Annotated in this window: 10 protein-coding genes; all 10 read right to left on the bottom strand. The window is 55.2% G+C overall.

Annotated features, from left to right (window positions below; genetic code table 11):
- Positions 1–79: 79 nt before the first annotated feature.
- Positions 80–1474 (bottom strand): VasL domain-containing protein, encoded by a 1395-nt coding sequence (locus tag ACJHWT_RS17795; RefSeq protein WP_065203380.1) that lies wholly within the window; start codon positions 1472–1474, stop codon positions 80–82.
- Positions 1474–1902: a type VI secretion system baseplate subunit TssE gene (gene tssE / locus ACJHWT_RS17790; protein ID WP_000106969.1), complete on the bottom strand. Its 429-nt coding sequence runs from the start codon at positions 1900–1902 to the stop codon at positions 1474–1476. The genes ACJHWT_RS17795 and tssE overlap by 1 nt, the downstream gene beginning before the upstream one ends.
- Before the next feature lie 3 nt (positions 1903–1905).
- Entirely contained in the window at positions 1906–2442 is a 537-nt protein-coding gene (gene tssJ, locus ACJHWT_RS17785; RefSeq protein WP_000484008.1) for a type VI secretion system lipoprotein TssJ, read from the bottom strand.
- Complete coding sequence (tssG, locus tag ACJHWT_RS17780) at positions 2423–3502, bottom strand: type VI secretion system baseplate subunit TssG (RefSeq protein ID WP_410232347.1); 1080 nt, start codon at positions 3500–3502, stop codon at positions 2423–2425. The genes tssJ and tssG overlap by 20 nt, the downstream gene beginning before the upstream one ends.
- Complete coding sequence (gene tssF / locus ACJHWT_RS17775) at positions 3493–5226, bottom strand: type VI secretion system baseplate subunit TssF (protein ID WP_410232346.1); 1734 nt, start codon at positions 5224–5226, stop codon at positions 3493–3495. Before tssF ends, tssG begins: the two co-directional genes overlap by 10 nt.
- A 303-nt stretch (positions 5227–5529) precedes the next feature.
- Positions 5530–5862 (bottom strand): hypothetical protein, encoded by a 333-nt coding sequence (locus ACJHWT_RS17770; RefSeq protein ID WP_234977728.1) that lies wholly within the window; start codon positions 5860–5862, stop codon positions 5530–5532.
- The gene (locus tag ACJHWT_RS17765; protein WP_001318018.1) at positions 5855–7261 is read right to left on the bottom strand and encodes a PAAR domain-containing protein; all 1407 of its coding nucleotides are present in this window, start codon (positions 7259–7261) and stop codon (positions 5855–5857) included. The genes ACJHWT_RS17770 and ACJHWT_RS17765 overlap by 8 nt, the downstream gene beginning before the upstream one ends.
- 5 nt (positions 7262–7266) lie before the next feature.
- Positions 7267–8877, bottom strand: a complete 1611-nt coding sequence (gene tssA, locus ACJHWT_RS17760) for a type VI secretion system protein TssA (protein WP_001318017.1) — start codon at positions 8875–8877, stop codon at positions 7267–7269.
- Entirely contained in the window at positions 8870–12196 is a 3327-nt protein-coding gene (locus ACJHWT_RS17755; RefSeq protein WP_001318016.1) for an ImcF-related family protein, read from the bottom strand. The genes tssA and ACJHWT_RS17755 overlap by 8 nt, the downstream gene beginning before the upstream one ends.
- Positions 12197–12252: 56 nt before the next feature.
- Positions 12253–13467 (bottom strand): hypothetical protein, encoded by a 1215-nt coding sequence (locus ACJHWT_RS17750; protein ID WP_001122752.1) that lies wholly within the window; start codon positions 13465–13467, stop codon positions 12253–12255.
- Between the last annotated feature and the right edge of the window lie 19 nt (positions 13468–13486).

The raw sequence follows: 13486 nt of genomic DNA, 5'->3' as shown, positions 1-13486 counted from the left end.
CTCCGTTGACCGAAGGAGATCAGTGAAGGTAATTTAAAAACGGTTCTGTGAAAGTGACACGAACCGATCTCCATCGATGTTACTCACCGATCTCCTTCACGGTAATACGCACCACCTTCGTATCCAGTAAAATGACATAGCGATTCAACAACTGATTTAACCGGGTATCAATTTGCGTCAACAGCGTTGGCGAAACCTCTCCGGTCTGTTTTTGCTCTTCCAGTTGCCGAAGCAGTTCTTCCAGCGGCGGCTCCTTTAACGACTGCCGGATGCCGTACACCGCCGTTTTCAGTTCCGAACCGGTCAGATATCTCCCCTTACGTTCATCCAGTGCATCCAGCTGCGCCGACAGGCGCTGTAGCTGACTCTGCGCCTGAGCATAGCCATTCAGTGCCTCAGCAGACAGGGCGCTCAGCTCCCGCTGTTTGCGCCACTGCGCGTTCAGCGCCCTGACCTGAGGATTATCCGGCCACAGGGCATCAAGCTGGCGTAGCTGGCGATATCCCTGCTCCAGTGGCCAGCGGGCAGGCAATTTGTTTAACTGCTCCAGTTGCATCTGACTTGCCGCAATTGTTCTGTCCTGAGCCAGCAGCGCCTTATCCTTTACATCCAGCTTTGCCAGTTCGCCGCTCTCCAGCGACTGCGGCAACGGCATGACAGACAGTTGTATTCGCTGGATTAGCGCGTCCGGCTGATTAAGCTGCGACCAGCCCCATAATCCTGTTCCGCCGAGACCGGCCATCACAACCATTCCGGCCATAAATATCGGCCATGTCCACTGCCGGGAGATTTCAGGGGATGGCACGGGTGGACTGGCATCCTTATCGTTTTGCTGAACGGATCTGGTTGCAAAAACCGGCTGTGGACTTTCCTCTGACTTTTTCGGTTGATTCATTTCCCGGCGGGGTAATTCAGGGGGAGTGATAATGGTTTCCGCTCCCTGAGGCGCCAGCCGTTCCAGACGCAGAGCCGCATTGCGAAACTGCCCGGACAATACGTCCAGCTTCGTCATATGCCACAGTTCACACTGTTGCAGCGTGGTTTCGATGGCGGAAAGATGCTGTACACAACGGTAGATCTGCGGCAGATCCTGATACTGAATATCCAGCGTTCTCAGTGCCTGCTGCATTTTTTCTGTGACCCAGTTGAGCAGTGATATTCTGGAATGTACCTGTACCGGCCAGAAGTCAGCCCAGCGCTGGAGCAGTATATCCAGTGAACCGAGTCCGTCTGCCATCCCTGCCAGCCCCTGCCGTCTGGTTATCGCCAGTACGTAACAGACCAGCGTCTGTAGTTCCACGCCATTTTGCCGGAACAGCGCGAGGCTGAGTTTTTCCACCTGACGCCAGTCCACATCCGGTCGGGCCGGGTGAGTCAGTTTACTCATTTCAGCCTGCAGTTCACCGGATTCCTTATAAGTACAAGGATCGCCGCCCATGACGAACTGGCTGATAAAATTCGCGTTACTTGCCATCAGTACGCCCGCTCCTGCTGTTTGAGATGACGCAGAACAATTCGTCCTTCCGGAGAAAATACGCCATCAAAGCGTATCCAGCCGGTATCGGGAAGCTGCGCGTGGATCAGGTAATTAAGATGCCCCGGACGGGGCTGGGGGAGTAATTCCACCTGTATCTGACTCAGGCGTGGTTCATAACGCAGCAGTGTTTCTTCAATCTGACGCATCAGGCCATGAATACCCGCAGCCATCCCCTGATGGATCAGACTGAGATCCGGCAGACCGTAATCCGGCAAATGCGCCAGCGTGCCTGCCCGGCAGTTGATAATGCGTTGCATATTGTCCATCACGGAAAGGATAAGCTGATCCCGCTCGCTGACCTGTTCCAGCGGTAACTCGCCGCTGAAACTGAACGTCAGCATTTCATATAAGGAAGGTGTCGACATCGGTTATTTATCCTTGAGAGGCAGCAGTCGCAGGTCGCTTCTCATCAGTTCAATCGAGCGCGGCTTGTCGGCCTCCAGTTCGTCCCTTTTGATCACCAGACGCCAGCTGTCGCTTTTTTCATCAGGGTGATAAAACTGCCCAATAATGGCGACAAACTGCGTCTCTTTATCCAGCGGCACATTCAGGGATGCCGTGCCTTCCGGTTTTACCCAGACGGTGTGTTTTGCCAGTACGTCCTTCTCCAGCGTCTTCTCTTCCTGCATAAACAGGGTGTCGTAATCCGCCTTGTCAAAATCTTCGCGGGTTTTCAGTTGCCAGACATGCACCATCGTGGAAAGCGGCGTATCTTCCGCATCCGTATTCAGGGCGCTGCGGGAGAAGAAATCGAGATGCAGTATTTTGATTTGTTTGTAGAAAACGGCTGAGGCCACGCTTTTCGATTCATCCACCACTTTCTGAATCAGCCCGCAGCCACTCAGAACAACCGTCAGCATCGCCATACAGAGCAACGCCGGACGTTTAAAACGAATAGGAAACATGAGTCATACTCTCCCTGTTACGAATGGAAAAAGCGGGTATTAATCCCTGATAACGCCCCAGACTGACCGTCACTGTTCCGGTCGCGGGCGCGGCAAAGGAGGCGCGAAGGATGCCGGTACGGCTAATCTGTACACGCTGTTTTCCCAGCCGGGCAGCAGGCAACAGGCTGACGGGCAGCGTCAGTTGCAGACGGGCCTGACAGCGCCAGCCCAGATAAACGCGCAGCAGCACCAGCAAATCGCTGTGCAGTTGCCCGCCGGGCAGCCAGCCACGCGCTTCTGCGGCATCTTCGGTATACAGTTTCAGCAGCAACTGGCTGTTGACGTCGGTACCGGTACGCCCCAGCAGCGTTCGCGTTTTCAGGCTGATGCGTGAATTTTTTGACAGACCCGCAGGGGCCGGGAGAATTACAGGCTGCGGATCATGAGGCACCACCGTCGCTTTCGTCAGCGGGGCAAGCAGTCCCACCAGTGCCGTAACGCCTTCCGCCGTGCGCGTCGGCAGGCGCATCACGCTGAGCAGGGCCAGAAAACGGGATACCGGCGTGGCGATATGGTTCTCGCTGCCGGGAATACCCAGCCCGATGAGTCCCAGCAGACAACGGGAAATGTCATCCACGGCACCTGCTTCAAACGACGCCGGGTAGTTATATTTGCGCCAGATGCGGTAATACTGGGTGATAAAGCGGTGGTTAAAAATATCGAGAAACGCCATCACTGCGTCATGTCCGTCATGACGCTGGGTAATGTAGTCCAGATAGGCGGTTGGCAGCGGCGAATCCACGCCGTACAGGCCGAGAAAGGTGGTGCGCACCGTGGGCGGCGCGTCGGGATTGCCCACGTCACGTTCAACGTTCTTTAACTCGCTGACCGGAAAGCCCATTCCGGGATGGGGACGAAAGCGCACCGCATCGGCGGCGGGGCTGTCGGTACTGCCCAGCGGCGCGTTCTGCTGGCTCTGTTCCAGCAACTGGCAAAAACGGTAAAAATTGATCCGCGCAATATCCGGGGCCAGCCGGTCGGTCAGCCCGGTACGCGCTGGCTGTGATGCTATGTCCATTGCAGGCACTTTCCTGTGGGTTGCAGAATTAAGGTCAGTTGAGTGAATAAGTGGATATCGGCATACAGTGCGAAAAAGCGGTGCAGCAGTTCACCAAACAGCGTGATATCACCTTCTCCGGCAAAGCCGTTACTGTCCAGCGTCACCTGAATATCCACGCCACGCAGCAGAAAGCCTCTTTCAAAACGCTGTATCAGGCTGTGCTGAACGTCGACAATCGCCTCCAGACGACGGCGGTTCATCTCACTTTCGGTCCAGTCGTACAGTGCCAGCGTGCCGCGCAGAATTTCGGCGTTATCCATCATCGATAAAAAGTTAGAACCAAGGTGACTGAGCACCCGCCAGTGGAAGCGGTCACGCGCAGGGGGATAGCAGGGCTGCGTCGGAGCGCACAGGTTGCGCACCCGCAGGACGTTCTGTGAGGCATGAACTGGCGTATCGAGCAGCGTGCTCTGTAAAGCCTTACGGGGAAGCTGCCCGTTAGTACCGGTCAGGCTTAAAGAGAGCGTTTCATCCTCCAGCATCCGGTCAGTATCAAACGCATCGCCGCCCAGAATCAGCCAGGTGTCATGCAGGCCGGAAGGGCCGCGCTTTACCCGCGTGTGGTAATAGCGTTCCGGCGCATCGTGGCGCAGCATCCCGCCCCGGTGACGAAAGCTGGAGAAGGGGACATACGCCTGACTGCCGGTATGGCGCGAAGAAATAATGTTGTCGACGGAATAAATCTCGGTATGCCCGTCCTGAATGCGCATCGGGCGCAGCAGAAATTCGTTTTCCAGTGGCGAAAGGTGTAACGGATCGGCTTCGAGCGGGAACAGGTTGATGACCGGCACGCAGTGCAGACGGATATTATCGCTGTCAAACGGCAGGTCGTGAGGCCAGTTCTCGTTCAGCACCACGTCAATCTCAAAGCCGGTTATCCCCTCCGGCCATGCAACCTGCTCCAGCCCGTTCAGCGCCACGAACATAAACTTCTCGCGGAAGGTGAAATACTCCAGCAGCAACTGGTAACCGCTGAAGGCTGACTCACCTTTTGGCCAGAGCCTGTCATCATCCTCAAAGCCCATCGGGGAAAAGTGTGCGCCAAGCATCCGGCGATCCTGCCCCGGCAGACGCAGCCAGAACTGCTGCGTGCCAAGCGTTAAAGCCCGGTGCAACGCACAGGCTACCGGGCTGTCGGCATTGAGATAGAGCAGCAGGCGGGATAAATCGATCTGCGACCAGTCACCAACCAGCGGGCCGCACGCAAAGCGCAGACGGATAACCGAGCGTCCGTCCGGTTCATATTGCAATGACACGTCCGGCAACGCCAGCGGATGCAGCGTGATATCACGCGTGGCACTGTAGACGCAGCGGGTTCTGCGCTCGCCAACAGGGCGCGACAATACCTGAAAATCGCTCAGCGTTTCGCTCTGCTTCATCTGCCGGTGATCTGTCGACAGTTCAACCACGGAAAGTGACGGGATGGTTCGCAGGTAGTGGGGCCACAGCAGGCTGACCAGCCCTTCAGTCAGTTCCGGCAGATCGTCGTCCAGCTTTTCGCGCAGGCGGCCCATTAAAAAAGCGAAGCCTTCGAACAGGCGCTCCACATAGGGATCGCGTGCGCCGGGTTTATCAAGATTGAGCATCGCGGCGCGGTCGGGGTAAGCCTGCGCAAATTCTTTCCCCGCTTCACGCAGGTAGCGCATTTCGGCTTCGTAGTAGCGTTGGGTTAGATCGTCCATCGGAGGGATTATCTTCCTTTCATTGAAAGTGAATATCATGCAGGTGTAGAAGTAACATCATAGTTAAATTTATTCTATGTGAATATATTATGGATAGTTGCTGACTTATTGATTTTAATAATGATGTATTCTTGTCTTTTCTGAACCAAATTAAATTTACCTTACATAATAGGCAATAATTAATAATTGTGAACGAATAACTTAAAACATCACGGGCAAATTTCCTGACTGTCGATTATATATCTTATAACTCCGTATTTTCTGTCGTCTTTTGTTGAAATATCTCGTGATAATCTAATTAAGTCATTCTTCCCAAATTTTTTTTTCGCGCCCTGACAATGAAATGGTGAATGGATAATCCAATTCACCGCGGCTATCTTTATATATCATGAATGCCCCCTCATATTTAAAACCATCATCAATATCTGCCGTGGGAAAATATACTAATACATCACTATCACCAACTGGCAAGTGTATATTATGCTGATAAATCAGCGTAGAACCGGAAACATATCCCTGAATAAAGACATCGATATCTGAGGAGCATCTATTCTCAATCCTGACTATATTGGAATACTCTTTTTGTGAAGTACACCCACTCAAAAAAAACAATAAAAAAACAATTATTCTAATCATTAAAACTCACCCTGCTCAACCAGATCAATGCCTGAACATCTTCATCTGCCGCGACCAATCTCTTATATCTATCAGGTGCATAGCTATCTGCATATTTCATTATATCAATCTCTCCTGAAGATGGCATTGGAGTATTAGGGATGGTACTTTGACCCCGCGTGGATGTCCCCTTATGTGTCCATGATTCAGAACCATATTTATCCATAACTTTATGTCCCATCTCATGAGCACTATCCCATTTATATCTTTCATTACTATATAGAAGAGCCTTTATTTCATCCTTGCTGTTATTATAATAGCCACCATAGTTATGGTATATTTTTTCAAACCCCAAAAGACTTACCGACGACTGCATATCTGGATCTAACGATGATATCAAATCAAAAGTTCGCATAGATGGAGTAATATTTATCTCAGCCTTTACATTTACTTTAAAAACCCCAATCGCTGTAACGATATTACCACCAATTCCCCCGCCGCGACTTCCATTTCGTGACCAGTAAAACTCCACGCCATTTTTAGTAAGACTAACTAAATCGCTATAAGGTATTGGCGATAACTCAGGGTTACTGCCTTTTGTACCGCTATCCTTAACAGATAATCTCCATGTTATATCGACCACTTTATTATTTCTGTCAACTTTTACATCAACCCACTCTTCTTCTTTCGCAGCATTTTTCAATGGATAATCAACTTTTATCATCATATCACCACATAAAGCAATCAGTCTTACGAGTAGTGATTTGCTTTTTATCTTAGTTGTATCCAGTATGCCTTGATTACTGTAACCATCCCATTGCCAGGCATGCTCTCCCTTATCACAATATTTACCGGTCTGCCGTTCACTATAAATCACTTCATTACCATCAAGCACTTCCAGAGAAAGCGCTTCAGCCTCATCGCCTTTATTTGTGATAGTAAAATCTATTTTTTCTGTATTCTTCGTACTACCACCGCTTATCATTTCTTTATAATCAGGTATATTCAGTGGCGTCAGTATCTTATTACCTGATAATTTAATTCTGTAATCCAGTTTTACATCATCAGAGGATGAATCAGAACCAGAAGTCAGATCCTTTTTCGCCGACTGCGCATGTTGTTCCGCTTCACTTCCCCCGTCATCCACCTCATAGGTATCATCCATCATCGACGCAATAAACCGCGCCTTACACGGGCAACTGCTCTGGCTATCCAGCGTCCCCGCCATCAGCCTGCCGTGAATATCTGTTTCAGGAACGCCGCCCACAATAATAAACATTCCCGGATATCTGCCGCAGGTGACCCGGTCCATATCCCGTGCCTGCGGGATACCCATGATCGTATGGTCGTCCGCGCCTTCAATAATTTTGCCGCCGCAGGTAGTCTTATCGCCCCTGACCAGGAAGTAGCCTGTTCCCATTGCCATCAGTCCTTATGTTGCGTATCACACAATACCGCTGCCCGCACCGGATTGATTGCCACCAGTGTACCCAGCAGGGCATCCATTTTTCGGTTCAGCAGGGCTTTATCCGCATAGCGGTGCGCCCGCAGACGCAGCAGTTTCAGCTGTCGGGCTTTTACTTCAAACAGCAGTTCTGGCTCCCACTGCGTCAGCGTTATTCCCTGTGCGGCTGTATCCAGTTCTTCCAGCAGCAGGAGCGCCATCTCGTTTTTACCGTACTGTTCCGCCACCCGCGCCATCAGCAGTCGCAATAGCAGGCGCTGTCGTGCCGTGGTGATGCCCGGACGGGTCTGTATCCAGCCCAGCGCCGCTTCCACGCCCTGACTGTCTGCTATCTCCAGCGCTTCCGGCTCCAGCGCCAGTACGTCGTTTGTGGCGTCGTCTGTCGGTACAGCGGCTTTCCCCGCAAGCCATGCGCCGTCTTCCCGCATCATGACCTGCTGCGCTATCCAGTTGCGCGTCACCTCGTCGGCGAACGGCGTGCCGTCGTTCCATGCCAGATTTTCCAGCCCCGGCAGGCGCTCCAGCAGCAGCGCCAGGTCCTGACGGATAACCGCTGTCCATCTGTCCCACGGTGCGCCCGCCTTGGCCAGCGCCTGATGCAGATACCACTGGATATCCAGCCAGAAATGGCTGACGCCGGAGCTGAACATCAGGTCGGCCTGCTCCAGCAGTTCCGTCCAGTTCTGCTGAGCATACAGCCGCTTAAGCTGGTTGCGTGATTCTGTGCGCGGCGGGGCCAGCCGGGTTTTTCCGTCCACATCCGGCGGCAGTTCATGCACCGTGTCCCAGCGCAGGGTTTTCATCAGCCGGTGTGCTGAAAGCCAGCCCTGCGGCTGTTCGTTCAGATAACGGGCCAGCACTTTCGCCTGGTCGAGCAGGTCGCGCCCGGAAGTGATGGTCTGTACCTGTGGCGCATCCACCGGGGAAGACGGTGCCGGAACGCCGCTGCTGTTCTGCGGCACCACCGCGTTCATCCCACCCGACTGCGCCAGACGTGATTCCAGCGCGTTAATCAGCGGCATCAGGGAGGGGGAATGCTGGTCTTCGGGCCATGCAGTGAAGGAAACCGTCAGTTGATTAAGAGCGGCAACAATGTTCGCAAAATCCTCTTTTGCCACTTCCGGGTAGCGGGCAAGGCTGTCGAGCATCTTTTCCCCTGCCAGCCACTCCAGCGCCATTTTTCGGCTTGCCGGGCGCGAGGGCAGCAGTTGCGCACCGAAGCGTTCCACCAGTCCGGCTAACAGCGCCAGCCCCTCAGCCAGTCCGCGTTCGCCATCGCGGTGCAGTCGCGCCCAGATATAGTAAGTGGCGATGCGCACGTCTTTTGCCTGCGTCAGCAGCAGGGATTCGGCAAGCTGGCAGATAAGGTCCGTATCCGCGCCGGAAAGTTTGTTCATCTCGTCGCGGATACGCAGGAAATCGTCGTGGTAGCCGGGGTCTTCCCCGACCGGCGTATCTGCCGTCACCGGCAGCAGCCATGTCTGCCACAGCGCCGCCTGTGTTCGCGCCGAGTCCAGTGCGTCCCGGTCGGCAAAACAGCTACGGGTCAGCTTTTGCAACAGTTCACTCATCGGCGTCTTCCCCGTATTCTTCCGCATCCTTCATACTCCTGCCGGTCAGGAACACCTGTCCCGGCAGGCGGAAGTTTTTCAGTTCCAGCAGCGCCATCGGCCCTTTGCCCTGTTCAACCCGCAGCAGGTAATTCAGCGGCAGGCCGTCCTGCGCTTTCCACTCCACTTTAAAGGTGCTGCTGTCCACCGGTGTCACCTGCGCCTGTTCCAGCAGACGAATAAGGCTCCAGCTTCCCCGGTAATCCGCCAGTATTCGTTCCATTGCCTGAGTGCTGGTCCAGCTCAGCGATGCGCCGGGTTGCCACTGTTCATCCGGCCAGTTAAAACGCTGCCAGCGTTCTTTCTGGTTGAAATATTCCAGCTCCTGTCCGTCAATCACCAGATGCGTTTTCATCACGTCACGCGCCGGTTTTGCCCGCAGTTCAAAATGTATTCCGGCATCGCCGCTGGCAAAGGCGGTATCGGCCACGTCGCGCAGGCGGTTCAGGGCGCGGATAAAGTCCGGGTTAACCGTCAGCCCCTGCGTGTTCATGGCGTCAGCCACCCAGTAGCGGCCTTCACGTTTCAGTACGCCGGAAAGGTTGGCGGCTATAAACTGGTTGATGCGCCCGTCATCGCGCAGATACTGCGCCAGCAGGGGAAGAGAGGCATCGTTTTGTGAGGCTTTGAACGGATAGCGACCGGCGAAGTCCTGATTCCAGTGGCTGACAATCGCCCGCTGCCACTGGCGGTTCAGGCTGTCCGCCGCAGGCGTCAGCACCTGCCGCCACGACTGTTCCACCGGGCGGACGAACAGCGCCTGACCGAAGCCACTCCATTCCTCGCCCAGACTGGCGGCGATTAACCGTCCGTAGTCGCGGGTGTCGGTGAGGTCAACGGTTTTGCCCTGTAAAACCGTCTGCGCCAGTTGCTGGGTCATCTCCTGTGGGTCGGGGGCGTTGGTCACCTGTTGCAGTTTGAGACGCACACGGGTGACGCGGGTGAGGTAGGTCTGCAGGCTCAGTTGGCTGTCGCCGCCTCCGGCCTTATCGCCCAGCAACCGCAGCAGCGGAGCGAAGGTTTTATCCAGCGGCCCGACAGGCACGTCACCTTCACGGGATTGCTGCGGCGTTTTCTCCTTGCCGTTAAACAGTTCCTGTGCCGATTTCGCCAGCGAGTCTGACAGACCACGGTTTTCCCTGCCTGCCGCCGCCTGCCACGCGAGGGTGTCCGTCAGCGCAATCAGTGGCGACTGACGGGCATCGGCCATCAGTGTCAACTGGTCGAGAATGCCGGAGAGCGAGTCTTCCTTTTTCCAGTGAATGCTGTTGAGAAACGCCAGCCAGCTTCCGGCAAAGTCGGTAAAGTAGCGTGAGGTGAGACGGTTACGCAGCGTATCCGGCGAGATATCCGCAGAGGTATCCTGCTGGCGGTCGCTGAGTACCCAGTCGATTTCCTCGCGCCGCGCCGTCACTACCTGCTCGATGGCTTCCCTGACCTGTCCTTCCCACGCCTGACGGGTGAACATCCCCGGCACCGTCTGTTCCGTGCTGAAAAGAGATTCGGTGAGCGTATCCCCGGTCATATCCGCCAGCGTCATATCGGCGTAGTTGCGGGACACCTGTTGCAGCACGTTCTGGTAGAGGGTGTTTTCGGCATTGCGCACGCCAATCTGGCGCAGCAGGATTTTACGCACCGCGCCGGTCAGTTCCGGTGGCGGTGAGGTTTTCCACTGCGGGTGTTCCGGCAGGTTCGCCATCCAGAAGGTCAGCAGTGACGGCAACACGCTCTGCCGCACGCCTTCCGGGATATTTTCATAGCGCAGGCCGTCTGCCATCAGCGTGGTACTGAAAAAGGCAGCGTCGGCCTTTTCCGGGCGAGAAGTCATCAGCAATGCCTTAAGCTGCTTATAGCGTTGTTCACCGGTGGCGGTACGCTGAGGACTGTTGGGCGGCAGCGCGACAAAGGCATTAAGTTGCTGTTGCAGATGGTCAACGGCCACGTCGCGCACCAGCCGGTTTGCCGCCTGCGCATAGCCGGGAAAAGCGGCAGCGAGCAGTTGCTGGTTACGTTCAGGGCCGAAGCGCTGATACCACGGCGCACCCTCCCGGATACGGTATTGCAGGCGCTCCAGTTCACCCTGTAAGGTATGCAGCGCTACCAGTTGCTCTGAAACCGGCAGACGGGTATCGAGCGCCCGTGCCGTCTGGATGCTGGTTTCCTGAATCAGGGCGCGGTTGGCGAAGAACGAGGTCGTCATTCCGGCCCCCCATATCGCCAGTACGCAGACAGCGGACATCAGCGTGATACGCAGCCACGGAAAGCCCACCGTGCGACCCCGCGCGTTATCGCCGGTCACGCCCGCCCAGACCGGTGACGGCAGCCACGCATGAGGTGCGGCTTCCGGTACGGCGGTAAGCGGCGGGCTGAACATCAGGCCACGCAGGCGCAGGGAGGAAAATGCGCCGCCTGCCAGCAGCGGTTTCAGGATACTTTGCCAGTGAGCGATACCCCGCTCTGCAAGGGTATGGGCCAGACGCAGCAGGAAATCATGGCGGTTATCGGTAAGCAGCTGCGACATGCCCTGTTCCGTCAGCGGCAGGGTTTGTGCTTCCAGCATTGCAGCCAGTTGTTCCGGGGTACAGCGTTCCGACAGCAGGCAGCCGACGCTTTGCAGGGGGCGTCCGGTCTGATAATCACCGTTGTCACAGACCTGCCACAAATAGAGTGGAGCCTGAAAACCGAGTCGCTTACCGCCGTTTATCAGTTCGCGCCAGCCTTTGTCGAGTTGCGCCGTCTGGCGGCTCTGTTCTTCTGTCAGCGGCCAGATGATGCCGTCCAGCGGACGGCTGCGGCGCAGTTTTTTTAAGGCGGTCAGTAGCGCGACATCAGGCTCTGTAGATGGCCTGCCGCCATATATCAGCACCGTGTGGTCGCCCTCCAGCCAGTGTTGCCCGGTCAGCCCCGGCGCGATGGCCTCTGCCTGTTCAGGCTCGCCGGTCACCAGCAGCAGGCGGATTTTACGCCGCCAGAATGGGCCGTAGCGGTCGCGCAGGAAGGCGGCGAGTTCCACCATTGCCGGATGACGGCTGTCGGCTTTCTTTGTCGTCACCGCCCGATAGTCATCTCCGGCGGCAAGCTGTCTGTGGAGTTCAAAGCTCTGTACGGCAGCGTGGCGGTTCAGCAGATGATAAACCCCCATGATAATCAGAAAGACCACACCTGCGGCAATCACGCCAGCCATCCAGTACATTTGCTGTGAACTACCCGGTTCAACGCCCAGCAATGCCGGTTTACGGTGAATAAACGTGCAAAGCGAAACCACAACAGCCACGGTCATGACGATGGCAGGCCCTGAAACAGAACGGGGCCGGAGACGGTTTAATCCCGGAACCACTATGATGCCTCCTGTGGGGAAACGAATGGCGACACCACGGTCGCCCATGAATAATGCCCGCCCTGAACGCCGCTGAGCGTCAGTTGGGGGTGTTGTGATTGTATTGCCGCCAGCGTTGCCGCAGCGACGGACAGCCACGGCGCTGCCGGTCCGGAGCGCCCCAGAAAGGCATCCAGCTCGTACATCAGGGCTTCCTGAATAAACGGCTGGTTAAGGCTTAACAACGCGGCACGCTGTTCCCTGTCCAGTTCGGCAGTCCATATGCCGGATATGGCATCTGGCTGCACTGGCATCCAGTCCAGCGCCTGTGCAATGCCTGACGCCATCATCTCTGTATCTGTGATACGTTCAGGACGATGCAGCAGGGCCAGCGGCGTCAGCGCGGTTTGCGTCAACCGATTTGCCAGCAACAGCGCGGTGGAGGATTCTGCCGTCCGTTCCGGAGTCTTCGGTTCAAGTCGTACGGAAATCACCAACAGTACGGCCTTTTCCTGAATAAAGTTGTCCAGCCAGTCGTCCACGGCGGCCAGCCCCAGCTCCGGGGCAGAAAACAGACGGGCTTCCGGGAGTCCGGCTTTTTGCCATTCGTCCTGCCAGATAGTTCTCACGGAGGCCCCTGAAAGCGGCGCATCAATTTCCAGTAGTACGTTGATATGAAAATCAGGGGGCAGCAGAAACAATTGCGGTCTGATATCAATAAAAAGGCGGGAAATAATTTCGGATAAACGCCCGGTAACCGGTTTATTGGTTAATACGGGAATGACACTGCGACGCACAGTATCTTCTCCGCGCAAATCAGCGTAAGTATTCAACACCTGCTGACGCGCCAGAAATGCTGTTGTAGTTTCTGCAACGGAATCACCATTCAGCGCGGTTTGTACGGAAAAACTGAGTATCTGCAACGCCCGTCGTCCCCGTCGCGTTTCCTGCAAAATCACCTCTTCCCGGCGCTTATTCCAGGCATCAGCCCGAATGTACTGCGTGATAAAAAACAGCCAGCGAACTGAAGCAACCAGCGACCAGATAAAGGCAGGCACACCACAGGCCAGTCCCCAGAAATGCGGGCCGTTTTTTGCCAGTTCATCGCTGGAGAATAATGAGGTTATTGCCACACCAACAGACAGCATCAGTAATAAGGCTGACAGCCATTTAATGCGGGCTGGCGGTGCGGGATAGGGTTCTGCGTCGGGAATGGTATTAAGTCGGATGGGCATTGTAATAATCCGTTATTCT

It is taken from the genome of Escherichia sp. WS338, assembly GCF_046486405.1.
Classification (GTDB): domain Bacteria; phylum Pseudomonadota; class Gammaproteobacteria; order Enterobacterales; family Enterobacteriaceae; genus Escherichia; species Escherichia coli.
This window is presented reverse-complemented; position numbering and strand designations above follow the sequence as displayed.

What these genes read in the sequence shown, in the direction of transcription:
- ACJHWT_RS17755 (WP_001318016.1), bottom strand. Translation starts at nt 12,196, where the DNA reads ATGACCGTGGCTGTTGTGGTTTCGCTTTGCACGTTTATTCACCGTAAA.
- ACJHWT_RS17765 (WP_001318018.1), bottom strand. Translation starts at nt 7,261, where the DNA reads ATGGGAACAGGCTACTTCCTGGTCAGGGGCGATAAGACTACCTGCGGC.
- ACJHWT_RS17750 (WP_001122752.1), bottom strand. Translation starts at nt 13,467, where the DNA reads ATGCCCATCCGACTTAATACCATTCCCGACGCAGAACCCTATCCCGCA.
- tssA (WP_001318017.1), bottom strand. Translation starts at nt 8,877, where the DNA reads ATGAGTGAACTGTTGCAAAAGCTGACCCGTAGCTGTTTTGCCGACCGG.
- ACJHWT_RS17795 (WP_065203380.1), bottom strand. Translation starts at nt 1,474, where the DNA reads ATGGCAAGTAACGCGAATTTTATCAGCCAGTTCGTCATGGGCGGCGAT.
- tssJ (WP_000484008.1), bottom strand. Translation starts at nt 2,442, where the DNA reads ATGTTTCCTATTCGTTTTAAACGTCCGGCGTTGCTCTGTATGGCGATG.
- tssG (WP_410232347.1), bottom strand. Translation starts at nt 3,502, where the DNA reads ATGGACATAGCATCACAGCCAGCGCGTACCGGGCTGACCGACCGGCTG.
- tssF (WP_410232346.1), bottom strand. Translation starts at nt 5,226, where the DNA reads ATGGACGATCTAACCCAACGCTACTACGAAGCCGAAATGCGCTACCTG.
- tssE (WP_000106969.1), bottom strand. Translation starts at nt 1,902, where the DNA reads ATGTCGACACCTTCCTTATATGAAATGCTGACGTTCAGTTTCAGCGGC.
- ACJHWT_RS17770 (WP_234977728.1), bottom strand. Translation starts at nt 5,862, where the DNA reads ATGATTAGAATAATTGTTTTTTTATTGTTTTTTTTGAGTGGGTGTACT.